The following is a 26,919-nucleotide window of genomic DNA, read 5'->3' on the forward strand; positions in this document are numbered from 1 at the left end:
CGGGCCTGCCTGTTGGATGCGTAAGATTTACTTAATGTGTACGTCCGATCATGCACATCATGAGAGGTCGGACATCGGCCGATCGCAATTGATCAAGGAGAGCAAGATGAGTGTATCGAATGGTGCGGCCGCACCGACCGCCGATGGCAAAGTGCTGGTATGGGACGCGCCGGTGCGCGTGTTCCACTGGCTGATGGCGCTGTGCTTCGCCGGCGCGTATTTGACGGCGGAGCAGGATGGCCTGCGGCTGCTGCACGTCACGCTGGGCTACAGCATGGTGGGGCTGGTGGTGTTCCGGCTGTTGTGGGGCGTGGTCGGCACGCGTCATGCGCGCTTCACCGATTTCGTGCGCGGACCGGGCATGGCGCTCGCCTACCTGCGCGGCCTGGCGCAGCGCAAGCCGGCGCATTACGTGGGGCACAATCCGGCCGGCGCGCTGGCCATTGTCGGCATGCTGGGCCTGGCGCTGGCCATCGGCGCCACGGGTTGGACGCTGTACCAGGATCTGGGCGGCGACGTGCTGGAGGAAACCCACGAACTGCTGGCCAACCTGATGCTGGGATTGGTGGCGCTGCACGTGGCGGCGGTGGTGGTGAGCAGCCGCCTGCATGGCGAGAATCTGGCGGCGGCCATGGTCACGGGCCTCAAGCGCGGGGCGGCGGCTGATGCGATCCGCAGCGCATGGCGGCCGCTGGCCGTGGTATTGCTGGCCGCCGTGCTGGGCTTCGGCGCGCTGCAATGGCATTACGCGCCGGCCGGCATCCCGGCGCTGAGCGGTGCGGGCGAGCATGCGGCCGGTCAGGCCGGGCACCATGAGCGCGACGACGACTGATCCGCACGCCATGCGCTTGACCTTACAACGGTGGTAAGGTACACACTGTTGCATGTGTACCGCTACCGGAGTAAGGAATGACCGCAGTCAGCATCAAGGAATTGGACCTGCCCATCTCGGGCATGACGTGCGCCTCGTGCGCGGGGCGGGTGGAAAAGGCGCTGGCCGCCGCCCCCGGCGTGCGCAGCGTGTCCGTCAACCTGGCCAGCGAAGTGGCCCGGGTGACGGGCGACGCGGGACTGTCGGCCGCCACGTTGGCCGGTGTGGTGCGCAAGGCCGGCTACGATGTGCCGACCCATGAATACACGCTCGCCATCGGCGGCATGACCTGCGCGTCCTGCGCGGGTCGCGTGGAGAAGGCATTGTCGGCGGTGCCTGGCGTGCTGTCGGCCAGCGTCAACCTGGCCACGGAGCGGGCCAGCGTGACGGTGGCCGGGGACGAGGTGGACATGGCGCGGCTGGCGACGGCTGTGACGAAGGCTGGTTATGAAGCCAGCCCCGCCGACGTGCCTGCGGACGTCGCCGCGCCGGCCGCCGCCCGCCGGATATCCGAACCGTGGCAGATCGCCATCTCGGCCGCCCTCACGCTGCCGCTGCTGACGCCCATGGTGGCGGAGTTGTTCGGCTTCCACCTGATGCTGCCGGCCTGGCTGCAATGGGCGCTGGCCACGCCGGTCCAGTTCTGGATCGGTGCGCGCTTCTACCGCGCCGCCTGGAAGGCGCTGCTGGCGCGCACCGGCAATATGGACTTGCTGGTCGCGCTGGGCACCTCGTCGGCCTATGGATTGAGCTTGTACCTGTGGTTGACGCAGCCGGGCGGCACGATGAACCTGTATTTCGAGGCGGCGTCGGTCGTCATCACGCTGGTCCGGCTGGGCAAATGGCTGGAAGCGCGCGCCAAGCGCCAGACCACGGAGGCGATCCGCGCCCTGCAATCGCTGCGTCCTGAGACGGCGCGCGTGCGCAGCGGCTCCGCATGGCGCGAGGTGCCGGCCGCCGCGCTCAGGGTGGGCGACGAGGTGCAGGTGCGCCCCGGCGAGCGCATTCCGATGGATGGCGTGATCCTGGAAGGCGGCACCCACGTCGACGAATCCATGCTGACCGGCGAGAGTCTGCCCGTCAGCAAGGGGCCGGGCGAGAAGGTGATCGGCGGCGCCGTCAACGGCGAAGGCTTGTTCGTGGCCCGCACCAGCGCGGTGGGCACCGAGTCGACGCTGGCGCGGATCATCCGCGCGGTGGAGGATGCGCAAGCGGCCAAGGCGCCGATCCAGCGCCTGGTCGATCAGGTCAGCGCCGTGTTCGTGCCGGCCATCGTGGCCATCGCGGCGCTCACCTGCGTGGGCTGGTGGCTGGCGGGCGCCGGCTGGAGCACAGCCATCCTCAATGCGGTGGCCGTGCTGGTCATCGCCTGCCCGTGTGCGCTGGGACTGGCCACGCCGACGGCCATCATGGCCGGCACCGGCGTCGCAGCCCGCCACGGCATCCTGATCAAGGACGCGGAAGCGCTGGAACTGCTGCATGGCGTGCAGGTGGTGGCGTTCGATAAGACCGGCACGCTCACGGTAGGGCAGCCACGACTGATGGCCCATGTCGCGGTCGATGGCGATCATGAGCGGTTGCTTGCGCTGGCGGCGGCCGTGCAGCAAGGTAGCGAACACCCGCTGGCACGCGCCATGCGCGACGCCGCGCAGGCCGACAAGATCGCGCCGCTGGCCGCGCAGGACATGAAGGCGGTGCCCGGTTACGGGGTGACGGCGGTGGTGGACGGTCAGCCGCTGGCGCTTGGTAATGAGCGCATGCTGGACCAGCATGGCCTGAGTGTCGAGCCGCTACGCGGGCAGGCGCGCGCGCAGGAGCAGGGCGGCGCCACCGTTTCGTGGCTGGCGCGGCTCGGCCCGTCGCCGGCCCTGATCGGCATGCTGGCGTTTGGCGATGCCGTCAAGCCGGAAAGCCGTCAGGCCGTGGAGCGCCTGCACGCGCTGGGCGTGCGGACCGTCATGCTCACCGGCGACAACCAGGGCGCGGCCGATCACATCGGCCGGGAGCTCGGCATCGACGAAGTGCATGCGCAGGTGCTGCCGCAAGCCAAAGGCGCGGTGATCGCCGAGTTGCGCAAGGCCGGCAAACGGGTGGCGATGGTGGGCGACGGCATCAACGACGCGCCCGCGCTGGCGTCGGCCGACGTGGGCGTGGCCATGGGCAGCGGCACGGACGTGGCCATGCAGACGGCGGGCGTGACGCTGATGCGCGGCGATCCGCGCCTGCTGGTGGACGCCATTGATATCTCGCGCCGCACCTACAGCAATATCCGGCAGAACCTGTTCTGGGCCTTCATCTTCAACCTGGTGGGGGTGCCGCTGGCCGCTTTCGGCCTGCTCAACCCGATGATCGCGGGCGCGGCGATGGCATTTTCCAGCGTGTCCGTGGTGAGCAATGCGTTGCGGCTCAAACGCTGGCGGCCGGCGCAGCAGGGCTGACCGTCGTCCTTAAACCTCCGATGGCGGCGGCGATGGCGCGTCGATCAGGATGGCGCGGAAGTCGTTGACGTTGGTCAGCGTGGGGCCGCAAATGACCGAGTCGCCGAGCGCCTGGAAGAAGCCGTGGCCGTCGTTGTCGGCCAGCGCGTCGCGCGGCTTGATGCCCAGCGTCCAGGCCCGTTCCAGCGTGTCCGGCCCGAGCAGGGCGCCGGCGATTTCCTCTTGTCCGTCCACGCCGTCCGTGTCGCAGGCGATGGCATGGATGGCCGGGTGGCCATTGAGCGCGATCCCCAGCGATAGCAGGAACTCGACATTGCGTCCGCCGCGTCCATTGCCACGCACGGTGACGGTCGTTTCGCCGCCTGATAGCAGCACGCATGGCGGTGCGAATGGCTGTCCTCGCGTCGCCGCTTGCCGCGCTATGCCGGCCATGACGATGCCCACGTCGCGCGCTTCGCCCTCGATGCTGTCGCCCAGAATATAGGGCGTGACGCCGGCCGCGCGGGCCACGGCGGCCGCCGCTTCGAGCGCCATTTGCGGTGTGGCGATCATGCGGATCTCGCTGCCGGCCAGGCGCGGGTCGCCCGGCTTGATGGTTTCCGCAGCGCCGCTTTCCAGCAGGGCGATGATATGCGGCGCCGCGTCGATGCCATAGCGGCGCACGATCGCCAACGCGTCGGCGCAAGTGCTGGCGTCGGCGCAGGTGGGGCCGCTGGCGATGTCGGCCGGGTCATCGCCCGGCACGTCCGAGATCAGCAGTGTGACCACCCGCGCCGGATGGCAGGCCGCCCCCAGCCGTCCGCCTTTGATGGCAGACAGGTGACGGCGCACACAGTTCATTTCACCGATCGTCGCGCCGCTCTTGAGCAGGGCGGTGTTGATGGCTTGCTTGTCGGCCAGCGTGAGGGCATCGTCGGGCAGTACCAGCAGCGATGAGCCGCCGCCGGAAATCAGGCAGATCACGAGGTCGTCCGCCGTCAGTCCATCGACCATGGCGCGGATGCGGCGCGCCGCTTGCAATCCCGCTTCGTCCGGCACCGGATGCGCCGCCTCCGCGATCTCGATGCGCTGGCATGGCACGCTGTAGCCGTAGCGCGTCACCACCAGTCCTTGCAATGGCCCGGGCCAGTGCCGTTCCAGCGCGCGTGCCATTTCGGCGGAGGCTTTGCCGGCGCCGATTACCAGCGTGCGGCCTTTGGGCGGCTGCGGCAGGTGGGGAGGCAGGCATAGCGCCGGCTGGGCGGCGGCGACGGCCGCGTCGAACATGCGGCGTAACAGTTGGCGGGGCTGGTTCATGGCGATTCCTCTGCTGGGCCGCGTGGCGCGGCGGGAAAAGCGCTAGTGTGCCATGCATGATGCCCACGCGTCAGCCTGTCGGATACAGCGCCTTGGGAATTGTCGCGGCAATGTAGGACTGATCTGGTAGAGAGGGTCTGTGCCTTCAAAAATCCCGCATTCGCCTAAAACTGTCTAATTTGCTCTGGTCAGCTCTAAATCACTCTAAAACGCAGGAGCGCAATTCTAAAACGGTCTAAAAAGTCGGGCCAAAACTCTAATTCGGTCTAATTTTTCGGGCAAACAGTCTAAAACGGACTAAATTTTCATGTGGATCGCCAAGTTTTAGACCGGTATCGCGGCAATCAAAATCAGTCTAAAAGTTGTGGCAGGGAACGGATTCTTAGACCGTTTTAGACTTTCGCCCTCAAAAAATAGACGGAATTAGTCTTCGCCCCCGATTTTTTAGACCGTTTTAGACCTCGACTCTATGGTTTTAGCGCGAATTAGAGCGGTTCCTGCCGGATTAGAATGGTTTAGACCAAGCCCGAATTTTTGAAGGGCCTCATGCCGTCTCCCTGTACTTCGGTTTGGTCAAAAAAAATGGGCCGGTTCCCCGCGCCAGCGGGGCCGGCCCGGTTGCGGCAGGCGTCAGGCCGCCTGTGCGCACAGCTCCGGCATCGGCCTTGTCAGCATGACCGGTAGCACGACGGGCGCGCTGTGCACGTGGCGCTGCGCGCCTACCTGCGTGTAGCGCCGCAATTCACGGTACATATCGAACGCGGTACGGGCCGGCCAGTCCGCAGGCAGGAATTCCTGCGGCAGCATGGGGTCGTTGTGGCGGCACTGGTGCCAGGCCAGCCCCACCAGCACACGGATGACGAACGCCTGCTCCGGCGTCGGCGCCTGGCCGCTGTGGAGCGCTTCGCGCAGCGAGGCGCATTGCTGAATGAAGCGCTCGTAGTCGGCGCGGGCGGCGCTCAAGTCCCAAGCTTCGCGTCCGAATTCGGCCGGGTCGCGGCCGCCCGTCACCTGGCGTCCGCTGACCTTGAAGATTTCGAGATGCGGTTCCTCGCCCAACTCGGCCAGATCGTCCTGGCCGCGCGTTTCGTGGTCGGTGGGGCGGGCCAGCACGTTGGGCGCCAGCGCGCAGTAACCGTGGTTGGCCAGGGCTTTGCGCAAGGTCGTGTAGGTGGCCGCGCCGATGCGCCCGCCAGCGTTGATCAGCAGCGTCCAGTCGCCATCCCAGTGCCGCTCGGGGGCGGCGTTCAGGCGGCGCCACGCGGCGCGCAGGCCTTCGGCGGCGGACGGCGCCACCTCGTAGCTGGCGCGGCGGCCATGGCGGCGCGATTGCAGGCAGCCTTGTTCGGTCAGGCGGAACACGCTGGTGCGGGTGGCGCGTTCATCGAGGCCGAAGGGGGCCATCAGCCGTATCAGTTCGTGCAGCCAGACCGGCTCGTCGCCGGCCAGATCGGGGTCGCTGAAGATCAGTTTGAGCAGCGCCGTCGAGCGGGGCGCCATCTGCCGCGTGTTCACGCGTATCCAGTGTTCTAAGGTCATGATGTTCTCGTTCGGGGACAGGACGTTCAGGCCGGCGCCAGTTGCTTGCCGGTTTGTGCTTGGCGCTGCAGGCGGCGGTACATGCGCATGACCCGCAGCAGGTTAAACCACAACATCAGGCACGACGCGCACATGGCGGCGCCGGCCGGCCGCGCCAGTTGCTGCGGCAGGTAGCAGGCTGCCACCAGCAGCAGCAGCGCCGTCAGGTGCAGCGCGAACTGCGCGCGCGCATGGCGTTCGGGGATGATCTTGTTGACGTTGGGCGCGCCGCGACCGATCGCTTCCTGCAGGTGGTACCAGGTGAGGAAGGGCACGATCTTGTACAGCATGCCGTTGATGGTGGTGAGCGCGAAGCCGGCGATGAACAGCACGCCCAGCGCCAGCGGGTGGGCGGCGTCGCCGGCGGCCACGGGCAGCAGCCACAGCACCAGCGCCGCCAGCAGGCTGGCCATGGCGGTGCGCCAGAACAGGGTGGTGGGATCGGCCTTGGGCCGCTTGCGCCGCGCCAGCAGCGCCAGCGTGATGGCGGCGAACAGGCCGTAGCCGCCGACGATGGCCGATTGGACGGCCGTGTGGAACCAGCGCTCTTGCGGCTGGTCCATGGTGGCGGCGATGGAGCAGGCCAGCAGCAACAGGAACAGGACGGTGGTGAAGGAGCGCGTGAGCCATTGCGGATACGGTTCCGTCACCTGGAACATGGGCACCACCTGGAACGCCACGCCCACCACCAGCAGCCCCACCCAGCCGAACAGGCCCCACATGGCGTGGACGTCGGTGAGCGCGGGTAGCGGCAGCGACAGCAGCTCCGGCCAGGCGAGCGCGCCGGCCAGCAGGCCGCCCAGCACGATGGTGATGGCCAGCGCCGCCAGCGACAGGCGGATCGCGGCCACGGTGGCGGTGGCGCCGCTCGCATGCTGCTGCCACAGGCCGACCGTGCAGGCCACCAGCAGCAGGCAGAGCGCCGTCAGCAGCGCCGCCAGGGCCAGCTGGAACAAGGTCGGTGTCTCCAGCCAGAAGGCGCTGGCCAGCAGCAGGGTGCCGGCGCACAGGGCGATGTGGACGACGACGGCCACGGGCCGCGCGTGCGGCAGGCCGATGCCCGCCACCACGGGCAGCATCTGCAGCAGCGCGCCCACCATGGTCATGCTGAGGCAACCGAGGGTGAGCAGGTGGGTGAGGGCCAGCGTGGCCGGCGTCCAGCGCGAGGCCAGCGCGGCGTCGCCCTGCCACAGCAGCAGGGCGGCGGCCAGCGCGGCGAACAGCGGCGCGCTGAGGAAATAGCGCATGGGAAGCGCCAACGGCGGATTTTGATCGAACGACAGGGCGCGTTGCATGGTGTGGGTGGGGCGCGGTAGCGGAGGGTCAGTCGGTTCAGCCGGCCTGCTGCGGATCCCAGATCAGCAGTTCGAAACGGTAGTCGGGAAGGGTCGAGATGCTGTGGGCGTAGCCGTTACGCTCCAGCACCCGGTACAGCGGGTGCGGCTCGCGGTCGATCAGCACGCGCAGGCGCTGGCGCCCCTCCAGCCGGTCCAGTGCCTCCAGAATCAGGACCATCGGTTCCGGCGGTTCCAGCCCGCCCACGTCCAGATCCTGGTCCACCCATTGCGCGTTGGCGTCGCTCATGACAGTGCTCCTTGTGCGGCCGCCGCCTCGAAGGCGCGCATCTGGTCCAGCAACTGGGGCAGCTGCCCGCCCAGGAAGCGGTCGGCCATGGGGTAGAGGATGCCCTCCTCTTTGAGATTGTGCTGGCGCATCAGCATGCGCAGCGTGTCGGCATGGTTGAAGAATTCGTCGCCGTCCTGGACAGCGATGGCGTCGACCATCCCCTGCACCAGTTCGCGCATGTGACCATGCTCGCCGCGCATGACGGCCGTGGGGCCGCCGCTGTGGCCCATGGCCTGCTCCAGCGCCGGGAACATCAGCTGTTCCTCCATGCCCAGGTGGTGCTCCAGCATGGCGCGGAAGGCGGCGAAGTCGCCGCTGGCCAGTTCCCATTGTTTGCCCACCACGCGGGCCTCGGCCAGGGCGTACTGGTCGTCGCATTGCTGGTGGTCGCGTCCTAAAAATGTGCCGATGCTGCTCATGATTATTCCTTGGCGAAGTATTGAGTTGCATTGTCACATTCTGGCAAGCCGAAAATCTTTGATACACATCAAGGATTCCAACGATGCATGAGCGTTACAGTTCGGGCTTGCAATCAGGAAGGCCTTTTATGCTGTTGACTGTTTTGAATAGGTTCCACATCCGGGACAAGCTGCTGCTCCCCATCGTGCAGGGCGGCATGGGGGTGGGTGTGTCCGCGCACCGGCTGGCCGGCAGCGTCGCGCGCGAGGGCGCGATGGGCACCATCGCCAGCGTGGACCTGCGGCGCCACCATCCGGACCTGATGGAACGGACCGGACGCAGCAAGGACCAGGGCCTGATCGAGGCGGCCAACCTGACGGCGCTGGACCGCGAGATCGGCCTGGCGCGCGGCATCGCCGCCGGCAAGGGCATGATCGCCGTGAACGTGATGCGCGCGGTGAGCCAGTACGCGGACCTGATACGCCAGTCCTGCGCCAGCGGCGCCGATGCGTTGGTGGTCGGCGCCGGGCTGCCGCTGGACCTGCCCGAGCTGACGGCTGAACATCCGAACGTGGCGCTGATCCCCGTGCTGTCGGACGCGCGCGGCATCGGCCTGCTGATCAAGAAATGGATGCGCCGCAACCGCCTGCCGGACGCCATCGTCATCGAGAATCCCCGCTTCGCGGCCGGCCACCTGGGCGCGCCCAGCACCGAGGCCGTCAAGGATCCGCGCTTCGGCTTCGCCACCGTGCTCGAAGGCGCCCACGCGCTGCTGCGCGAACTGGGCCTGGAACGCGAACGCATCCCCCTGATCGCGGCCGGCGGCGTGCATTCGCACCAGCAGGTCAGGGACTTGATCGGCATGGGCGCCAGCGCGGTGCAACTGGGCACGCCGTTCGCCGTCAGCACCGAGGGCGACGCGCACCAGACGTTCAAGGACGTGCTGCTGGAGGCGGGCGAGCAGGACACCGTCACCTTCATGAGCGCGGCCGGCCTGCCGGCGCGCGCCGTGCGCACGCCATGGCTGATGCGCTACCTGGACAAGGAAGGCAAGCTGCAATCGAAGGCCCGTCCCAAGCCGTGCACGGTGGGCATCGAATGCCTGCAGCAGTGCGGCTGGCGCGACGGAGACGCCAGGGCCGGCCAGTTCTGCATCGACACCCAACTGGCCTTCGCGCTGGAGGGGGACCGCAAGCGCGGCCTGTTCTTCCGCGGCAGCGAGGCCTTGCCGTTCGGCGCCGCCATGCGCCCCGTGCGCGAACTGATCGACTACATGCTGAACGGCACCCAGCCGCCGCCACTGGCCGCCTGAGCGGCCCCGACGCCGCCATTTTTTTCACCGGCCGCAGCGGGTGCGGCCGGTTCACCCTAGCATTGATCTCGCACACATGAGCAATTTATCCGAAACATCCAGTCCGGCCGCAAGCCCAGCCGGCATCGAACTGGTTTGCCCCGCCGGCAGCCTGCCGGCGCTCAAGTCCGCCATCGACAACGGCGCCGATTGCGTCTATCTGGGCTTCCGCGACGCCACCAACGCCCGCAACTTCGCCGGCCTCAATTTCGACGACGCGGCCATCGCCCAGGGCATCGAGTACGCCCATAGCCGCGGGCGCAAGGTGCTGCTGGCCCTGAACACCTATCCGCAGCCGGCCGCCAGCGGCCTGTGGCGCACCGCCATCGACCGCGCGTCCGGCGCCGGGGTGGACGCCGTGATCCTGGCCGACCCGGGCCTGATGCAGTACGCGGCCGAGCACCACCCCGACCTGCGGCTGCATCTGTCGGTGCAGGGCTCGGCCACCAACTACGAGGCCATCAACTTCTACCAGAAGCACTTCAACGTGCAGCGCGCCGTGCTGCCGCGCGTGCTGTCGCTGGCGCAGGTGGAGTCGGTGGCCGCCAACACGACGGTGGAGATCGAGGTGTTCGGCTTCGGCAGCCTGTGCGTGATGGTGGAAGGGCGCTGCGCGCTGTCGTCCTACGCCACGGGCGAATCGCCCAACACCCACGGCGTGTGCTCGCCGGCCAAGGCGGTGCGCTGGCAGCAGGGCCCGAAGGGGCTGGAATCGCGCCTCAACGGAGTGCTGATCGACCGTTACGAGGAACAGGAGAACGCCAGCTACCCCACGCTGTGCAAGGGCCGCTTCAATGTGGAGGGCGAGACCTACTACGCCGTCGAGGAGCCGACCAGCCTGAACACGCTGGAACTGCTGCCGCAGCTGATCAGCATGGGCGTGCGCGCCGTGAAGATCGAGGGCCGCCAGCGCAGCCCGGCCTACGTGGCGCAGGTCACGCGCGTGTGGCGCGACGCCATCGACCAGGCCAAGAACAACGCCGCGCGTTACTCCGTCAAGCCGGACTGGATGACGGAATTGAACCGGGTGGCCGAAGGCCAGCAGCACACGCTGGGCGCCTACCACCGGTCCTGGAAATAATCTCTTAGGGAGCAAGCATGTTGAAACTCGCCCTGGGGCCCATTTTGTACTACTGGCCCCGCGACACCGTAATGAAGTTCTACGAGGAGATCGCGACCACGCCGGTCGATATCGTCTACCTTGGGGAAGCCGTCTGCTCGCGCCGCCATGAGCTGCGCCTGGCCGACTGGCTGGAGATCGCCGCCAAGCTGGAGGCGGCCGGCAAGGAAGTGGTGCTGTCCACCCTGGCCCTGCTGGAATCGGGTTCGGACGTGACGACGCTGCGCCGCCTGACCGGCAATGGCAGCTACGCCGTGGAGGCCAACGACATGGGCGCCGTGCACCTGCTGGCCGGCGGCATACCGTTCGTGGCCGGCCCGCACGTGAACGTCTACAACCCGCCCACGCTACAGCTGATGGGCCAACTGGGCGCGCGCCGCTGGGTGATGCCGCTGGAGATGAGCCGCGATGGCCTGGAACATATGCAGGACGGCCGTCCGCAAGGCATGGAGACGGAGATCTTCGCCTACGGCCGCATGCCGCTGGCGTTCTCGGCGCGCTGCTTCACGGCCCGCAACCGCAACCTGCCCAAGGACGACTGCCGCTTCAGCTGCCTGGACTACCCGGACGGCCTGCTGATGCAGACCCGCGAGGACGCCCCGTTCCTCGTGCTGAACGGCACCCAGACCCAGTCCGCGCTGGTGTACAACCTGATCGAGGAACTGGACCAGATGAGCAAACTGGGCGTGGACGTGGTGCGGCTGAGCCCGCAATCGCAGCACACGGCGCGCGTGATCGAAAGCTACGACGCCGTGCGCCGTGGCGACATGTCCGGCGCGGCGGCCAACGCCATGCTGGCCGACTGGATGCCGGCCGAGGCCTGCAACGGCTACTGGTACGGCAAGCCGGGACTGGAACAACAAGCGGGGAGGGCGGCATGATGCAAAGCGCGAATCCAACCATCAAACGCGGCGGCCAGACGCTGCCGGCGCCCGTGGCCGCCTTCTTCGGCCGCCTGCCGCCGTTCCCCGGCTCGCTGCTGTTCGTCACGGGCCTGAACCTGACCTTGCGCCAGCACCTGCCGGCCGACGTGCGCGCCAGCCTGCAAGGGCGCAGCCTGCGCATCACCGTGCGCGACGCGTCCGTGTCGTTCGACTTCGAATGGCAGGGCGAGCGCTTCGCCGCGCGCCCCCGCGCGCCGCAGGTGGACCTGGAGATCGCCGCCAGCGCGCGCGACTTCCTGGCCCTGGCGCGCCGCGAGGAGGATCCGGACACGCTGTTCTTCTGCCGCCGTCTCTCGATGGAGGGCGACACGGAACTGGGCCTGCTGGTCAAGAACACGCTGGACGCGATCGAAGCGCCCATGCTGGACCTGGCGCGCCAGGCGCTGCAACGTTGGCTGCAAGGCTTAAGACCCGGCGTCGCCAAGCGCGGCTGATGCATCACTGAACGGAGGAGCACGCGATGGCTGGAAAACACAAGGATCTGCCGCTGGTCTACGCGTGTTCCGGCTGTTCCAGCGCCGCGCAGACCGCCAACCAGGTGGCGCTGCAACTGGACCGGCGCGGCGTGGCTGAAATGTCGTGCATCGCCGGCGTCGGCGGCGACGTGCCGCCGCTGGTCAAGCTGGCCAAGTCCGGCCGCGTCGTCGTCGCCATCGACGGCTGCGCGCTCGAATGCACGCGCAACTGCCTGGAACGGCACGCCGTCGTCCCCACCCACCATGTGCTGCTGCAGCACATGGGCATCAAGAAGCGGTTCCATACCGATTTCGACCCCGCCCAGGCCGACCAGGCCGTCGCGGAGGTCGTGGCCATGCTGGAGGGCGCCCGATCGGCCCCTCCAGCGCCCCCATCAAATCTACCCGAGGAGACAACACCATGAACCTATCCCTATCCCTGCTGCACGCGCTCAAGGCGCACGGCGCGCGCGAACTGTTCGGCCTGCCCGGCGACTTCGTGCTGCCGTTCTTCCAGCAGGTCGAACAATCGCAGGTGCTGCCGCTGTACACGCTGAGCCACGAGCCGGGCGTGGGCTTCGCGGCCGACGCGGCGGCCCGCTTCCAGGGCGGCGGGCTCGGGGTGGCCGTGGTCACATACGGCGCCGGCGCGCTCAACATGGTCAACGCCGTCGCCTCGTCGTACGCGGAGAAGGTGCCGATGGTGGTCATCTCCGGCGCGCCGGCCGCGCACGAGCGCCGCAACGGCTTCCTGCTGCACCACCAGACCCGCACGCTCGATTCGCAGCTGGCCATCTTCCGCGAGATCACCTGCGACCAGGTGGTGCTGGACAACGCCGAGACGGCGCCGGCGCAGATCGCCCGCGCGCTGCGCAACTGCCAGAGCCAGTCGCGTCCCGTCTACATCGAACTGCCGCGCGACATGGTGGCCGTGCCGTGCGAACCCGTGCCGCGCCTGCCCGCGCCCGCGCATGACGCGGAAGCGCTGCAGGCGTGCGTGCAGGAGCTGCTGGCGCGCCTGGCGCGCGCGCGCAACCCCGTGCTCTTGGTCGGCATCGAGATCCGCCGCTTCGGCGTCGAGGACAAGGTCGCGCGGCTGGCCAAGCTGCTGCGCGTGCCGGTGGCCACCACCATCATGGGGCGCGGCCTGCTGGCCGAGACGGACGCGCCGCTGCTGGGCACCTACCTCGGCGTGGCCGGCGATCCGGCCATCACCCAGGCGGTGGAGCAATCGGACGCGCTGCTGATGCTGGGCGCACTCATCTCCGACACCAATTTCGGCGTCTCCGAGCGCAAGATCGACATGCGGCGCGCCATCCTGGCGCTCGACGGCCAGGTCACGATGGGCTACCACGTCTACCCCGACATTCCGCTGGAGGCGTTGCTGGACGGCCTGCTGGAGAGCGCCCAATCGCTGGCGCCGCAGGCGCCCGAGCACAAGACGGCCCGCTACCCGCACGAACTGCGGGCCGACGGCGCGCGCATCGAGCCGATGGACATCGCCCGCGCCGTCAACGACCTGATGGCCGGCCATGGCCGCATGCCGATCGTGTCCGACATCGGCGACTGCTTCTTCACGGCGCTCGACATCGAGAACACGGCGCTGCTGGCGCCCGGCTACTACGCCACCATGGGCTACGGCGTGCCGGCGGGGCTGGGCTTGCAGGCATCGAGCGGCGAGCGCCCCATCATCCTGGTGGGCGACGGCGCGTTCCAGATGACGGGCTGGGAGCTTGGCAACTGCCAGCGTTATGGCTGGGACCCCATCGTCATCGTGTTCAACAACTGCGGCTGGGAGATGCTGCGCACGTTCCAGCCCACGGCCCGCTACAACGACCTGAGCGACTGGCACTTCGCGGACGCCGCGCCGGCGCTGGGCGGCGATGGCTATCGCGCCGAGACGCGCGAACAATTGCAGCAGGCGTTGCAGAAGGCCAAGGCCACGCGCGGCAAGTTCCAGCTGATTGAAGCGATGCTGCCGCGCGGCGCCCTGTCGGCCACGCTGGCGCGGTTCGTGGATGGCGTGCGACGCCTGCAGAGCCAGTAAGCGGCCAGTCCCAGAAAACCGGGGTCAGGTCATGCCATTACGCAACTTGCGCGCAAGTTGCGTAATGGCATGACCTGACCCCGGTTTGTTTTAGTGGCTGCGCCGCATGGTGAAGTGGGGGAACATGTCGGACACGGCGCTGACGATGGCCGGGCCGGGGTACCCCGCCACCGCGCCGGTGTTCAGTGCCGCGTCGCCGCAGCCCTGCGAGCGGAATTCCTGCAGCACGTAGTTCTTCACCCCCATGCCGGCGAGCGTGGAGGCCAGGGAGATGATGCCGTCCGGTTTGAGCAGGGTGGGATGCACGGTGGTGCGGCATTCGTAGGGGATGCCGCTCTCCAGGATGGCGCGCGCGCACGCTTCCGCGTCCACGCCGCTGCCGGGCGCGCCCGTCACGGCCGCGTAGTCGGCGAACGGCGCCTTGACGTCGAATCCGACCCAGTCCAGCTTGGGCAGCAGTTCGCGCAGCCGGTCCGGGTAGATGCAGGCCGTGTGCAGGCCCACTTTGAATCCCAGCGCGCGCACTTCGTCCACGGCCGCCGGCAACGCCGGATCGGTGGTGGGTTCGCCGCCGCTGAAGACCACGCCGTCGATCAGGCCGGCCCGCTTCTGCAGCACCTTCAGCACGCTGGACCAGGCCAGCGGGCTGCGCTTGGGACGCGATTGCAGGTGCGGGTTGTGGCAGTAGCCGCAGCGCCACGCGCATCCCTGCACGAAGACCACCGCGGCCAGATGGCCGGGGTAGTCGGTGGCGGTGAACGGCGTGAAGCCGCCCACCTTGAGCTGGCCGGCCTCCATGATCAGCAGGCCGCGGTGGGTTGCGGCTCCTGGAAGTATTTGCGCTCGTAGAACTCGCCCTTCTTGCCCGTGTTGAAGGACGACACGGGACGGTGGTAGCCCATCACGCGGGTCCAGATCTCGCACGGCTGGCGGTCGGCGTCGTTCAGCACCACGGTGCGTGGCATGGCTTGCACGGTGTGGCTCATATTGTGGCTCATATCGTTCATGGTGGTTCCTTTCGTTTAGATGGTCGCAACGTCGCGTTGCTGGCGTGCGATCAGGTCTGCATCGCATTTGGGACAGAACTTGTGGCTGCCGCTCAGATAGCCGTGCTTGGGGCAGATCGAGAACGTCGGCGTGATCGTGATGTACGGCAGGCCGAAGCGGCCCAGCGCGCGGCGCACCAGCGTGCGGCAGGCGGCGGGACTGGACAGCGCCTCCGTCATGTACAGGTGCAGCACGGTGCCGCCCGTGTATTTGCGCTGCAGCGCGTCCTGCTGTTCCAGCGCCTCGAACGGGTCGTCGGTGTAGCCGACCGGCAGTTGCGAGGAGTTGGTGTAGTAGGGCATGTCCTTGGTGCCGGCCTGCAGGATGTCGGGGTAGCGCTTGCGGTCTTCCTTGGCGAAGCGGTAGGTCGTGCCCTCGGCCGGGGTGGCCTCCAGGTTGTACATGTGGCCCGTCTCGTCCTGGAACTCCAGCATGCGCGCGCGCACGTGGTCCAGCAGGCGCAGCGCGAAGTCGCGGCCCATCGGCGTGGTGATGTCGTCGGCGTCGCCGCTGAAGTTGCGGATCATCTCGTTGATGCCGTTCACGCCCAGCGTGGAGAAGTGGTTGCGCAGCGTGCCCAGGTAGCGTTTGGTGTACGGGAACAGGCCGTTGTCCATGTGGCGCTGGATCACCTTGCGCTTGATCTCCAGGCTGTGCTTGCCCAGCTGGAGCAGGCGGTCCAGCGCGGCCAGCAGGCCGGCCTCGTCGCCGCGGTGCAGGTGGCCCAGGCGCGCGCAGTTGACCGTCACCACGCCCAGCGAGCCGGTCTGCTCGGCCGAGCCGAACAGGCCGTTGCCGCGCTTGAGCAATTCGCGCAGGTCCAGCTGCAGGCGGCAGCACATGGAGCGGATCATGTTCGGCTTCAGCTCCGAGTTGATGAAGTTCTGGAAGTAGGGCAGGCCGTAGCGCGCCGTCATCTCGAACAGCAGTTCCGCGTTCGGGCTCTCCCACGCGAAGTCCTCGGTGATGTTGTAGGTCGGGATCGGGAAGGTGAACGCGCGCCCCTTGGCGTCGCCCGTCATCATGATCTCGATGTAGGCGCGGTTGATCATGTCCATCTCGTCCTGCAGGTCGCCGTAGGTGAACGGCATTTCCTGGCCGGCGATCACGGGCACCTGTTCGCGCAGGTCTTCCGGGCACACCCAGTCGAACGTGAGGTTGGTGAACGGGGTCTGAGTGCCCCAGCGCGACGGCACGTTGAGGTTGTAGATCAGCTCCTGCACGTACTGCTTGACCTCCTCGTAGCTCAGGCTGTCCTTGCGGATGTAGGGCGCCATGTAGGTGTCGAAGGAACTGAACGCCTGCGCGCCGGCCCATTCGTTCTGCAGCGTGCCGAGGAAGTTGACGATCTGGCCGATGGCGCTCGACATGTGCTTGGGCGGGCTCGATTCGACCTTGCCCGGCACGCCGTTCAGGCCTTCGTTGAGCAGGGTGCGCAGCGACCAGCCGGCGCAGTAGCCGGCCAGCATGTCGAGGTCGTGGATGTGGATGTCGGCATCGCGGTGGGCCTGGCCCACTTCGGGCGGGTACACGTGGTTGAGCCAGTAGTTGGCGATCACCTTGCCCGATACGTTGAGGATCAGGCCGCCGAGCGAGTAGCCCTGGTTGGCGTTGGCGTTCACGCGCCAGTCCTGCTGGTTCAAATATTCGTTGATCGACGATTCCACGTCCACCAGCGATTTGCGGTCCTGGCGCAGGCTGCGGTGCTGTTCGCGGTAGACCACGTAGGCGCGCAGGGTCTTGCGGTGGCCGGCGTCGTACAGCACGGCTTCCACGGTGTCCTGCACGCGCTCGACGGTCAGTTGCGCCAGGTCCGTCATGTCGCTCAGGCGCAGCACGGTCACCTGGGCCAGGCGGCTGGCGCCGTCTGCGTCGAATTCGCCGGTGGCCAGGCCGGCGCCTTGCAGGGCGGCGACGATCTTGGCGGCGTCGAAATGCTGGCGCGAGCCGTCGCGCTTGATGATGTATGTTTGTTGTATGGCTTCGCCCACAATCCCTCCGGATACTATCTGTAGTTTGGATCTACAGATTAACCACTAGATATGGTGTGGTCAACGACTCCCGCAACATCTTTCTTAATTCTTGATTCAGGTTAAAAAAAATGGAACCGGCGCTGTCGGGCGCGTTTCAGCCGGCCTTCAGCGCGGCCGCGATCTGCTTGACGAACTCCGGTTCGGGCGTGGTGTCGAGCTTGCTGCTGGCGCCCAGCACGTTGCCGCCGCCGTCGAGCAGCACGATGCGCGTGGTGTGGTTGATCTCGCCGCTGCCCATCACGCGGAACTTGATGTTGAGGGCGGCCGCCAGCGTGCGGGTCTGCGCCTCGTCCCTGGCCACGGCCAGTTTGAACTGGCTGGTGTCGAGTTGGTGGACCTTGGCCAGCTGCGCCAGCGACACCGGCGAATCGTGGAACGGGTCCAGGCTCACCATCAGCACCTTGAGCTTGCGGCCCTGCGGGCCCAGCGCCGCCACCGTGCGCTTGAGCGTCTCGATCACCACCGGGCAGGCGGCGTTGCAGTCGCCGTAGAACATGGTGACGATGGCCACCTGGCCGGCCATGTCGCGCAGGCTGCCGCGCTGGCCGGTGCTGTCGGTGAGGGCGGTGTCGAGCTGGTACAGCGAGGCGCCGGCGTAGGTCGGCCGGGCCACGGGCGTGGCGGCGGCGGCCAGCGGCGCCGTGGCGGGCAGGGCGCAGGCGGCCAGCAGCGCGCCGGCCAGCGCGCCGCGTACGAGGGTTGAACGGATGGTCATGATGAAGTCCTAGAGTTCAGGGAGAGGCGTCAGGGGGCGGGGTCGCGGGCGCAGCGGAAGCCGAGGTTGGCGCCGTCCTGCTGGCTTTCCATGGCCGCCAGCAGGGCCAGGCGCATCAGCACCGCGTAGTTGCGGCGGTCGGCCAGCGACACGGCGGCGCCGCCGCAGTAGTCGAGCGATTTCTGTTCGCCGCGCGCGCGGCTGTCGGCGTTCACGAACAGGCCGCTGTAGTCGTCCACCCATTCCCAGATCAGGCCGTGCATGTCGTACAGGCCGTAGTAGTTGGGCGCGTTGGCGGCCACGGAGCGGGGCGGCTGGGTGCCGGGCGAGGCGTACCAGTCGAGGATGCGGGCCAGCCAGGCCGGGTCGTCGCGGGCGTCGGGCCGGCGCTCGTCGGCGGCGGCCGCGAATTCCCATTCATACCAGCGCGGCAGGCGGGCCTGCTCGCTGGCGCAAAAAGCGGAGGCCGCGTACCAGCTCACGCGGGTCACGGGCGCGTCGTCCGCCAGCGGCGCGGGGTCGTCCGCGCTGCCCCACGTTTGCAGGTAGGTGGGTGAGGCGAACAGGGCCGGCGCCTGGCCGCGTTCCCATTCCGGATGCGCGCGCACGAAGGCGCGGAACTCGCCGTTGGTGACGGGGCGGGTGCGCATCCGGAACGGGGCCACGGTGGCGTCGGACGCCACGCCATCGGCCGGCAGCACGCTGCGCAGCCGGCCGCCGGGCAGCGGGCGGTATTCGCCGCCGCTGGCGCCGGCGGCGCACAGCAGCGCCGCCAGGCACCCGGCCAGCAGATGGCGTGGCGCGGTGGCCATGATTACTTGGCCTTGCGCATGTCGCGCACCTGCGCCGGGCTGATCACCGGCTTGCCCTTGTTGAGCTCCACGTTGACGTAGTTGATCACGGCCGCCACGTCGTCGTCGTCCAGGCTCTGGGCCGGCATCACGCCGTTGTAGTGGTCGCCGTTGACCACCAGCTCGCCGCTGCGGCCGTTGATGACGATGTGCGCCATCTCATACGGACGTTGCTGGAAGAAGTCCGAGTTGGCCAGTGGCGGGAACACGCCGGCCACGCCCTTGCCGTCGGCCTGGTGGCAGGCCGCGCAGGTGCTCTCGAACACTTGCTTGCCGCGCACCTGCTGGGCCGCGTGGGCGGAGCCGGCCACCACCGGCGCGGCGGGCGCCGCCGGCGCGGCCTTGGCCACCACGCCGGGCAATGGCGTCTTGATGCCCTTGCTGTAGATGTCCGGACGATCCGGGCCGCTGATGTTCAGCAGGCCGATGGCGCCCTTGTTGAACGCGCGCGACAGCGAGTGGTCGACCAGCGTCAGGTTGCCCGGCACGCGCGGCACGAATTCGACGATGGTCGAGCCGCCGGCCGGCACCATGGTGGTCTGCACGTTCTCCTGGTAGTGCTTGCCGCCCTCCGTGTACACCTTGTCGAAGATGGTGCCGATGATGTGGAAGCTGGAGGTGATGTTGGGGCCGCCCACGCCGAAGTACATGCGCACCTTCTCGTTGGCGTTGGCCTTGAGCGACTTGGCGCCGGTCAGCGCGCCGTCGGCGCCGTTGAACAGCACGTAGGTCGGCTTCTCGTCGATGGTCTTTTGCATGTCGAACGCCTGCAGGCCGGGGGCGCGGTAGGCGCCGGAGGTGTAGAACTCGCCCTGCATCACGTAGAATTCCTTGTCGACCGGCGGCAGGCCTTCCTTCGGTTCGACCAGGATCATGCCGTACATGCCGTTGCCGATGTGCATATCGACCGGCGCCGTGGCGCAGTGGTACACGAACAGGCCGGGGTTGAGGGTCTTGAAGGTGAACGTGGCCTCGTTGCCCGGTGCGATCAGGGTCTGCGCGGCGCCGCCGCCAGGGCCGGTCACGGCGTGCAGGTCGATGTTGTGGGGCAGCTTGTTGCCGGGCAGGTTCTTCAGGTGCAGTTCGACCGTGTCGCCTTCGCGCACGCGGATCATCTTGCCCGGCACGGTGCCGCCGAAGGTCCAGAAGGTGTAGCGCGTGCCGGGGGCGATCTCGCGTTCCACTTCCTCCACCGTCAGGTTGACGACCACGCGCGCGGGCGTGGTGCGCGTGATGCGCGCGGGCAGCGCGGGCGGCGCCACCAGTTCCTGCACGACAACGGGCAGGGCGGCTTCGGCAGCCGGGGCCGCAGGGGCGGCAGCGTTGACGGGAACCATGCTGAGAGCGGCGGTGACGCTGGCCAGCCAGGTCGCGGCAAGTTTGTATTTTTTCTGCATCTTCTTCACCTTGTTGGTTGATGGCGTCATCTCTTAAGTGGATGACGGTTCCATGCTACGGTCCGGGTGGAAGACTTTCCTTGATGTAAGTTACCGAATCTCGGTCGATGCGCGGCAATCCTTGATCCAGATTATCCAAACGCGAGGCGCGCGCGGCGGCGCGCTCAGAACGGCCAGACTTGCTTGGTGAAGGCGACGCTGCCGATGTAGAGGAAGGAGGCGACGGCGGCCGCGAACGCGGTGCCGCGCACGGCGCGGGTCTTGCCGCGCTTGAGGGCGATGGTGCCCAGCACGATGTACAGCAGCAGGGCCAGCACCTTGGCGGTGAGCCAGCCTTGCACGAACGGATATTGGTGGGACAGGACTACCATGGTCAGGGCGCTGGCCAGCAGCGCCGTGTCGATCACGTGCGGCGCCGTGCGCACCCAGCGCTGCTGCAGGCGGGCCGGATGGCGCAGCATCCAGTAACCGCGCAGCAGGAACAGGCTGCCGCTCATGGCGGCGCAGCCCATGTGGAAGTGCTTGATGGCGTAGTAGTCCATGCCGGCGGTCAGGCCGCGACCAGGAAGTCGATGATGACCTGGCCGGGCTGGCGCGACACGTAGGCGACCTTCACGCGCGGGCCGAAGAAGTTGGCGATCTGGTTCAGCAGCGGCAGCGGGTCGTGGTCGTTACAAAAGCGCATGACTTCTCCGGGGTTCAGGGAATCCAGCGCGCCGAAGATGGCGGCGTGGCGGAAGCGTTTGGCAACGCCGCGCGCGTCGAAGGGATAGATGCCATCGGGGCCGGTCGGTTGCGAGCAATCGTGGGACATGTTAACACTCCAGTTCAATTTAATCAAAGTGGGGAGGCGGCGCGCGCCTCCCCGGGGGATGGGCCGCCTGCGCGGCCCGGATCAGCTACTGCTCCGATCAGGCGCGGTCGGCGCCGGTCACGGCCGCCTGCGACGCGGTGGCCTTGCTGCCGCCGGTCATCAGGCGCCATGCGAACAGGGCCAGGAACAGCGTGCCCAGGGCGAACACGATGTCGCCGGGAACGCGCAGCCACACCAGCGTCTCCATCACTTTCGAGTGCACCACTTCAGGCGAGCGGGCGAACCACATGCCTTCGGTGATGCTGGCCCAGGCCTGGTAGATGCCGGCTGGCACCAGCGAGATGAACACCATCATGGCCAGGCCGATGTTGAGCAGCCAGAACATGGGCTTGAGCAGGCTGTCGGCCCAGGCCGTGCGGGCCGACAGGCCGCGCAGGCAGAACAGCATCAGGCCGATGCCGAGCATGCCGTACACGCCGAACAGGGCGGCGTGGCCGTGGGCGGCCGTCAGGTTCAGGCCCTGCATGTAGTACAGCGCGATCGGGGTGTTGATCGAGAAGCCCAGCAGGCCGGCGCCCACCGTGTTCCAGAAGCCGACGGCGATGAAGCACAGGATCGACCACTTGTAGCTCTGGACCCATGGTGCGGCCTTCGAGCGCTGGTAGTTGCGGTACGCTTCCACGCCGATCATCGACAGCGGCACCACTTCCAGGGCCGAGAACATGGCGCCGATGGCGATCACGAAGGTCGGCGTGCCGGTGAAGTACAGGTGGTGCAGCGTGCCCAGGATGCCGCCGAACAGGAACACGATGGTCTCGAGCACGATGGCGCTGTTGGCGGTGGCGGTGCGGATCAGGCCGAGGCGCGAGAACAGCAGGGCGATGACGGCCGTGGCGAACACTTCGAAGAAGCCCTCGACCCACAGGTGGACCAGCCACCAGCGCCAGTATTCGATCATCGAGTAGTGGGTGGTGCGACCCCAGGTCAGCGAGGTGGCGTAGAAGCCGCCGATGCACAGGGCCGACAGGAACACCATGGCGATCAGGCCGCGGCTCTCCGATGGCTTCTTCAGCGCCGGCCACAGGCCGCGGCCGAGCAGCAGGACCCAGAACAGCAGGCCGACGAACAGCAGGATCTGCCAGATACGGCCCATGCTGGTGAATTCCAGGCCCTGGTTACCGAGCCAGAACGAGAAGGCGCTGCCCTTGTGGGCGACCGAGCCGATCCAGCCCATGGCGGTGGAGCCGACGACGATGAACAGCAGCGCGTAGAACAGCACGTTCACGCCCAGCTTCTGGAACTTCGGCTCGTGGCCCGAGATGGCGGGGGCGATGTACAGGCCGGTGGCCAGCCAGGCGGTGGCGATCCACAGCACGGCGAACTGGGTGTGGATGGTGCGGCTGACGGTGAACGGCAGGATGTCGGCCAGCGGGAAGCCGAAGAAGCTATGGCCTTCGACGGCGTAGTGGGCCGTGATGGCGCCCATGCCGACCTGGGCCAGGATCAGGCCGATGACGACGAAGAAGTACTTCTTGGTGGCCAGCATGGAAGGCGTGGCCTTCAGGCTGAACAGCGGATCGTTCTTCGGTGGGACCGGATCTTCCTCTTCCTTGGCGGTCGAGTGGTACATGATCATGGCGGCGATGGCGCCGATCATCAGGACGATGGAGGCGACCGACCAGATGCCGGCGGTGGCCGTCGGACGGTTGTTGATCAGCGGTTCGCTCGGCCAGTTGCTGGTGTAGCTTAGCAGGGTGGCGCCCGGACGGTCGGTGGCGGCCGCCCACGAGGACCAGAAGATGAACGCGGGCAGCGCCTGCAGGTCGTCATGGTCGGGCAGCGAGTTGGCGTTCATCGCGTACTGGATGCGCAGCGGCTCCAGTTTCGGATCGGTGCCGAACAGGCCCATGTAGTGCTCGGCCACGACGCGCACGGCGGCGGCACGGTCGGCCGACAGCGTGATGGTGTCGCTGGCCTTGTCGTAGGTGTTGCGGCGCATCTCCTCCTGCAGGCGGGCGTTGAGCGCGCCCTGGGTGGCCTTGTTGAGCTGCTCGAACGGCACCTTGTACTCGTTCTGGGCCCAGATCTCGCGCAGGGCCAGCGCCTCGCGGTGCAGCCAGTCGGCCGACCAGTCGGGTGCCACGTAGCTGCCGTGGCCCCAGACGGTGCCCAGTTGCTGGCCGCCGGCCGACAGCCAGGCTTCCTGGCCGCGCTGGACCTGTTCGCCCGAGAAGAGCTGTTGGCCATCGGTGGTGGCGATGTGTTTAGGGATAGGCGGGGCTGTCAGGTAAATCTCCGCGCCTACCCACCCGAGTACGGTGAAGGATAGAACACAGATGACGGCCAGCCAGGTCCAGAGTTTGCGCGTAGCGTGCATGGCTAAGATCCTCATGGTTGGTGTGGTAAATCGGGGCGAGCTGCTGTGTTTGTGCTCGTCTGATACGCATCATAGGCCGCCGGCTTAAAGAAGCATAACAAATGTATGTTTTTCTTGATCCAAGTTATGAACAAATATTTTGGATGCATCAATAATCCAACAACGCCTTCATGAGGGGCGTTTTCACGTTCAGAATTTCCAGACCGACAACGGGGGGAGCCATGAGGCTGACCGCATATACCGACTACACGCTGCGCACGCTGATCCACCTGGCGGGCCAGGCCGGCAAGCTGGTGACCATCCAGGACATCGCCAGCCAGCACGGCATTTCGAAGAACCACCTGATGAAGGTGGTGTATCAATTGGGCCTGACGGGCCTGGTCCAGACCGTGCGCGGCCGCAACGGCGGCCTGCGGCTGGCCAAGGCGCCCGAGGACATCAGCGTGGGCGCCGTGGTGCGCCACACGGAGAACGACTTCTATATGGCGGCCTGCTTCGACGCGGCGCGCGACGTGTGCCCGTACGCCAGCTGTTGCGGCCTGAAGGGCCTGCTGGGCCAGGCCACGGCCGCCTACCTGGGGGTGCTGGACCGGGCCACGCTGGCCGACCTGGTGGCCCTTCCCGGCGGCGGCGGCGGCGGTTGCGGACCGGGCCCGGGGCAGGGCGGCATCAGTTCCATGCAATTGTTACAACGACTGGATGTTACAACTAGTTCTTTCGGCTGATGGGGCTAGCCTGATTGCCGTGTCGAATTAGCCCTACGGCTGATAGTGTCTCTGGTTGCGGACGCGTAACCTGACGTCATCCCATAGTGTGTCAGGAGAAGCCAAGTGGAAAATAAGAGAAAGGCGATACAGGTGCTGGTCAGTAGCACCACGGCCTTCACCATCTGTTTCGCGATCTGGATGATGTTCGCCGTGCTCGGTATCCCCATCAAGAAGTCGCTGGGGCTGAATGAAACGGAATTCGGCCTGCTGGCCGCCATGCCCGTGCTGAGTGGCTCGCTGGTGCGCGTCCCGCTGGGCATCTGGTGCGACCGCTTCGGCGGCCGCATCGTATTCTTCGCCGTGATGATGGCCTCCGTCATCCCCATCTACCTGATCGGCCGCGCCACCGAATACTGGCAGTTCCTCACCCTGGGCCTGTTCGTCGGCCTGGCCGGCGGTTCGTTCTCGGTCGGCACGCCCTACGTGGCGCGCTGGTTCCCCAAGGAGCGCCGCGGCCTGGCCATGGGCATCTTCGGCGCCGGCAACTCCGGCGCGGCGCTGACCAAGTTCGTCGCCCCCGGCATCATCCTGGCGTACGGCTGGCAGATGCTGCCGACCGTCTACGCCATCACCATGCTGGTGACGGCGCTGGCGTTCTGGGCCTTCACCTACAGCGACCCGTCGCACCTGGTGGCCAACAGCGTCACGTTCACCCAGCAGCTGGCGGTGCTCAAGGACCGCCGCGTCTGGCGCTACTGCCAGTACTACTCGGTCGTGTTCGGCGGCTACGTGGGCCTGGCCCTGTGGATGACCAAGTATTACGTGGCCGAATACGGCTTCGACCTGCACCTGGCCGCCTTGCTGGCCGCCTGCTTCTCGCTGCCGGGCGGCGTGCTGCGCGCCGTGGGCGGCTGGATCGCGGACCGCTACGGCGCCCACAAGGTCACCTGGGCCGTGATGTGGGTGTGCTGGGTCTGCTTCTTCCTGCTGTCGTACCCGCCGACCGACATGGTGGTCAAGACCGTCAACGGCGACATGGTGCTGCACCTGGCCGTCAAGCCCTGGATGTTCACGGCCCTGCTGTTCATCGTCGGCACGGCCATGGCGGTGGGCAAGGCGTCGGTCTTCAAATTCATCGCCGACGACTTCAGCGACAACATCGGCGCCGTGTCCGGCGTGGTGGGCCTGGCCGGCGGCCTGGGCGGCTTCATCCTGCCCATCATGTTCGGCGCGCTGGTCGACCTGACCGGTGTGCGTTCGAGCGCCTTCATGCTGTTGTACGGCACCGTCTGCGTCTCGCTGGTGTGGATGCACTTCTCGTTCCGCCCGGCCGCCAAGGCGGCGGCGGCCGGCGGCGTGCGCCAGGCGGCGGCCGCGTGACGCGGCCCGATCCCAAGAATACATAGTGAAATCAGGAGAATAGTATGAGCAAATACATGATCAACACCTGGGAGCCGGAAACCCCGGCCTTCTGGCAAGCGACGGGGCGAAGTACCGCCAACCGCAACCTGTGGATCTCCATCCCCGCGCTGGCGCTGGCCTTCGCCGTGTGGATGGTGTGGAGCGTGGTGGTGGTCAAGCTGCCCGCCATCGGCTTCAAGTACAGCACCAACCAGCTGTTCTGGCTGACGGCGCTGCCCGGGCTGTCGGGCGCCACGCTGCGCATCTTCTACTCGTTCATGGTGCCCATCTTCGGCGGGCGCAAGTGGACCACCATCTCGACCGCCTCGCTGCTGATCCCGGCCATCGGCATCGGCTTCGCCGTGCAGGACACCAGCACCGGCTACCCGACCATGCTGATCCTGGCCCTGCTGTGCGGCTTCGGCGGCGGCAACTTCGCCTCGTCGATGGCCAACATCAGCTTCTTCTATCCGAAGGCCCAGAAGGGCTACGCGCTGGGCATGAACGCCGGCCTGGGCAACCTGGGCGTGTCGGCCGTGCAGTTCGTGGTGCCGCTGGTGATCACCATGGGCATCTTCGGCGGCCTCGGCGGCGAGGCCCAGACCGTGGGCAAACTGGGCCAGACCAGCAACCTGTGGCTGCAGAACGCCGGCTTCATCTGGGTGCCGTTCATCGTCGTCAGCAGCCTGATGGCGTGGTTCGGCATGAACGACCTGGCCTCGGCCAAGGCCTCGTTCGCCGAGCAGGCCGTGATCTTCAAGCGCAAGCACAACTGGCTCATGTGCTGGCTGTACACGGGCACCTTCGGCTCGTTCATCGGTTACTCGGCCGCCTTCCCGCTGCTGATGAAGACCCAGTTCCCCGATGTGAACCCGCTGCAGTACGCCTTCCTCGGCCCCCTGGTGGGCGCGCTGGCGCGCGTGGTGGGCGGCATCATCTCCGACAAGCTCGGCGGCGCCCGCGTCACGTTCTGGACCTTCATCTTCATGATCGCCGCCGTGCTGGGCGTGCTGCACTTCGCCCCGCATGACGGCGTGGCCGGCAACTTCACCGGCTTCTTCTGGATGTTCATGGCCCTGTTCGCCGGCACCGGCGTCGGCAACGCCTCGACCTTCCGCATGATCCCGGTGATCTTCCTGACCGAGCACCAGCGCGCCGCCGCCGGCAAGCCGAAGGCCGCGCAGGAACAGGCCATCGTCGACGCCAACAAGGAAGGCGCCGCCGTGCTGGGCTTCACCTCGGCCATGGCCGCCTACGGCGCGTTCTTCATTCCCAAGAGCTACGGCACCTCGATCGCCCTGACGGGCAGCCCCGACACGGCGCTGTGGTGCTTCATCGGTTTCTATTTGAGCTGTATCGCCATCACCTGGTGGTGCTATTCTCGTAAAGGTGCCGCCATGCCTTGCTAACCGATGGCCCCGCAAAGACCGCGACAGCGTCGCGGTCTTTGCG

The 26,919-nt window shown here is 67.2% G+C and carries 25 protein-coding genes; 11 read left to right on the forward strand and 14 right to left on the reverse strand.

Going from position 1 to position 26,919, the window contains the following annotated elements; genetic code table 11:
* Positions 1 to 106 precede the first annotated feature (106 nt).
* Both AC1RQG_RS19755 and AC1RQG_RS19760 read left to right on the forward strand, forming a co-directional pair.
* Positions 107 to 832 carry a cytochrome b/b6 domain-containing protein gene (locus tag AC1RQG_RS19755; protein WP_493133799.1) on the forward strand — a complete coding sequence of 242 codons (726 nt, stop codon included), beginning with the start codon at positions 107 to 109 and terminating at the stop codon, positions 830 to 832.
* A gap of 77 nt (positions 833 to 909) precedes the next feature.
* Positions 910 to 3,309 (forward strand): heavy metal translocating P-type ATPase, encoded by a 2,400-nt coding sequence (locus AC1RQG_RS19760; RefSeq protein WP_493133801.1) that lies wholly within the window; start codon positions 910 to 912, stop codon positions 3,307 to 3,309.
* Positions 3,310 to 3,318: 9 nt separating this feature from the next.
* Here AC1RQG_RS19760 and AC1RQG_RS19765 read toward each other — a convergent pair whose 3' ends face one another.
* The 5 genes from AC1RQG_RS19765 to AC1RQG_RS19785 form a co-directional block, all read right to left on the reverse strand.
* The gene (locus AC1RQG_RS19765) at positions 3,319 to 4,605 is read right to left on the reverse strand and encodes a glycerate kinase type-2 family protein (RefSeq protein ID WP_493133803.1); all 1,287 of its coding nucleotides are present in this window, start codon (positions 4,603 to 4,605) and stop codon (positions 3,319 to 3,321) included.
* Between the two features lie 630 nt (positions 4,606 to 5,235).
* Complete coding sequence (locus AC1RQG_RS19770) at positions 5,236 to 6,144, reverse strand: PaaX family transcriptional regulator (RefSeq protein WP_493133805.1); 909 nt, start codon at positions 6,142 to 6,144, stop codon at positions 5,236 to 5,238.
* Positions 6,145 to 6,170: 26 nt separating this feature from the next.
* The gene (locus AC1RQG_RS19775) at positions 6,171 to 7,430 is read right to left on the reverse strand and encodes a permease (RefSeq protein WP_493133807.1); all 1,260 of its coding nucleotides are present in this window, start codon (positions 7,428 to 7,430) and stop codon (positions 6,171 to 6,173) included.
* Between the two features lie 85 nt (positions 7,431 to 7,515).
* Positions 7,516 to 7,767, reverse strand: a complete 252-nt coding sequence (locus AC1RQG_RS19780) for a DUF2249 domain-containing protein (protein WP_493133809.1) — start codon at positions 7,765 to 7,767, stop codon at positions 7,516 to 7,518.
* On the reverse strand, positions 7,764 to 8,228 hold the full coding sequence (locus tag AC1RQG_RS19785; RefSeq protein WP_493133811.1) for a hemerythrin domain-containing protein: 465 nt from the start codon (positions 8,226 to 8,228) through the stop codon (positions 7,764 to 7,766). The genes AC1RQG_RS19780 and AC1RQG_RS19785 overlap by 4 nt, the downstream gene beginning before the upstream one ends.
* A 128-nt stretch (positions 8,229 to 8,356) precedes the next feature.
* Here AC1RQG_RS19785 and AC1RQG_RS19790 point away from each other — a divergent pair, with 128 nt between their 5' ends.
* From AC1RQG_RS19790 to ipdC, 6 genes are all read left to right on the forward strand, one after another.
* Positions 8,357 to 9,520 (forward strand): NAD(P)H-dependent flavin oxidoreductase, encoded by a 1,164-nt coding sequence (locus AC1RQG_RS19790; protein ID WP_493133813.1) that lies wholly within the window; start codon positions 8,357 to 8,359, stop codon positions 9,518 to 9,520.
* A 76-nt stretch (positions 9,521 to 9,596) separates the two neighbouring features.
* Positions 9,597 to 10,640 (forward strand): ubiquinone anaerobic biosynthesis protein UbiU, encoded by a 1,044-nt coding sequence (ubiU, locus tag AC1RQG_RS19795; protein ID WP_493133815.1) that lies wholly within the window; start codon positions 9,597 to 9,599, stop codon positions 10,638 to 10,640.
* A 17-nt stretch (positions 10,641 to 10,657) separates the two neighbouring features.
* Positions 10,658 to 11,560: a ubiquinone anaerobic biosynthesis protein UbiV gene (ubiV, locus tag AC1RQG_RS19800; RefSeq protein ID WP_493133817.1), complete on the forward strand. Its 903-nt coding sequence runs from the start codon at positions 10,658 to 10,660 to the stop codon at positions 11,558 to 11,560.
* Positions 11,557 to 12,057, forward strand: a complete 501-nt coding sequence (gene ubiT / locus AC1RQG_RS19805) for a ubiquinone anaerobic biosynthesis accessory factor UbiT (RefSeq protein WP_493133819.1) — start codon at positions 11,557 to 11,559, stop codon at positions 12,055 to 12,057. Before ubiV ends, ubiT begins: the two co-directional genes overlap by 4 nt.
* 26 nt (positions 12,058 to 12,083) lie before the next feature.
* Positions 12,084 to 12,503: a putative zinc-binding protein gene (locus tag AC1RQG_RS19810; RefSeq protein ID WP_493133821.1), complete on the forward strand. Its 420-nt coding sequence runs from the start codon at positions 12,084 to 12,086 to the stop codon at positions 12,501 to 12,503.
* Positions 12,500 to 14,125, forward strand: a complete 1,626-nt coding sequence (gene ipdC / locus AC1RQG_RS19815) for an indolepyruvate/phenylpyruvate decarboxylase (RefSeq protein WP_493133823.1) — start codon at positions 12,500 to 12,502, stop codon at positions 14,123 to 14,125. The genes AC1RQG_RS19810 and ipdC overlap by 4 nt, the downstream gene beginning before the upstream one ends.
* Before the next feature lie 90 nt (positions 14,126 to 14,215).
* On the opposite strand, the gene AC1RQG_RS19820 is transcribed toward ipdC, so the two are convergent.
* The 9 genes from AC1RQG_RS19820 to AC1RQG_RS19860 form a co-directional block, all read right to left on the reverse strand.
* Positions 14,216 to 14,923 (reverse strand): anaerobic ribonucleoside-triphosphate reductase activating protein, encoded by a 708-nt coding sequence (locus AC1RQG_RS19820; protein ID WP_493133825.1) that lies wholly within the window; start codon positions 14,921 to 14,923, stop codon positions 14,216 to 14,218.
* A 2-nt stretch (positions 14,924 to 14,925) separates the two neighbouring features.
* Positions 14,926 to 15,111 (reverse strand): anaerobic ribonucleoside-triphosphate reductase, encoded by a 186-nt coding sequence (gene nrdD, locus AC1RQG_RS19825; protein WP_493133905.1) that lies wholly within the window; start codon positions 15,109 to 15,111, stop codon positions 14,926 to 14,928.
* Between the two features lie 36 nt (positions 15,112 to 15,147).
* A complete protein-coding gene (locus AC1RQG_RS19830) occupies positions 15,148 to 17,163 on the reverse strand; it encodes a ribonucleoside triphosphate reductase (protein WP_493133827.1) in 2,016 nt (671 codons plus the stop codon).
* Between the two features lie 136 nt (positions 17,164 to 17,299).
* Positions 17,300 to 17,920 carry an SCO family protein gene (locus AC1RQG_RS19835; RefSeq protein WP_493133829.1) on the reverse strand — a complete coding sequence of 207 codons (621 nt, stop codon included), beginning with the start codon at positions 17,918 to 17,920 and terminating at the stop codon, positions 17,300 to 17,302.
* A 29-nt stretch (positions 17,921 to 17,949) separates the two neighbouring features.
* Positions 17,950 to 18,732, reverse strand: a complete 783-nt coding sequence (locus AC1RQG_RS19840) for a formylglycine-generating enzyme family protein (protein ID WP_493133831.1) — start codon at positions 18,730 to 18,732, stop codon at positions 17,950 to 17,952.
* 2 nt (positions 18,733 to 18,734) lie between these two features.
* Positions 18,735 to 20,177 carry a copper-containing nitrite reductase gene (gene nirK, locus AC1RQG_RS19845; RefSeq protein ID WP_493133907.1) on the reverse strand — a complete coding sequence of 481 codons (1,443 nt, stop codon included), beginning with the start codon at positions 20,175 to 20,177 and terminating at the stop codon, positions 18,735 to 18,737.
* Positions 20,178 to 20,332: 155 nt separating this feature from the next.
* A complete protein-coding gene (locus tag AC1RQG_RS19850) occupies positions 20,333 to 20,710 on the reverse strand; it encodes a SirB2 family protein (RefSeq protein ID WP_493133833.1) in 378 nt (125 codons plus the stop codon).
* Between the two features lie 8 nt (positions 20,711 to 20,718).
* Positions 20,719 to 20,982, reverse strand: coding sequence for a DUF2249 domain-containing protein (locus AC1RQG_RS19855; protein ID WP_493133835.1), 264 nt, complete (start codon positions 20,980 to 20,982; stop codon positions 20,719 to 20,721).
* Positions 20,983 to 21,079: 97 nt separating this feature from the next.
* The gene (locus AC1RQG_RS19860; protein ID WP_493133837.1) at positions 21,080 to 23,359 is read right to left on the reverse strand and encodes a nitric-oxide reductase large subunit; all 2,280 of its coding nucleotides are present in this window, start codon (positions 23,357 to 23,359) and stop codon (positions 21,080 to 21,082) included.
* 221 nt (positions 23,360 to 23,580) lie between these two features.
* Here AC1RQG_RS19860 and AC1RQG_RS19865 point away from each other — a divergent pair, with 221 nt between their 5' ends.
* The 3 genes from AC1RQG_RS19865 to AC1RQG_RS19875 all read left to right on the forward strand — a co-directional run bounded on the left by AC1RQG_RS19865 (position 23,581) and on the right by AC1RQG_RS19875 (position 26,876).
* Positions 23,581 to 24,084 (forward strand): RrF2 family transcriptional regulator, encoded by a 504-nt coding sequence (locus AC1RQG_RS19865; RefSeq protein WP_493133839.1) that lies wholly within the window; start codon positions 23,581 to 23,583, stop codon positions 24,082 to 24,084.
* Positions 24,085 to 24,189: 105 nt separating this feature from the next.
* Positions 24,190 to 25,446: an MFS transporter gene (locus AC1RQG_RS19870; RefSeq protein WP_493133841.1), complete on the forward strand. Its 1,257-nt coding sequence runs from the start codon at positions 24,190 to 24,192 to the stop codon at positions 25,444 to 25,446.
* Positions 25,447 to 25,490: 44 nt separating this feature from the next.
* Entirely contained in the window at positions 25,491 to 26,876 is a 1,386-nt protein-coding gene (locus AC1RQG_RS19875) for a NarK family nitrate/nitrite MFS transporter (RefSeq protein WP_493133843.1), read from the forward strand.
* The last annotated feature ends 43 nt before the right edge of the window (positions 26,877 to 26,919 follow it).

The organism is Rugamonas sp. GW822-FHT03B10, from assembly GCF_058801745.1.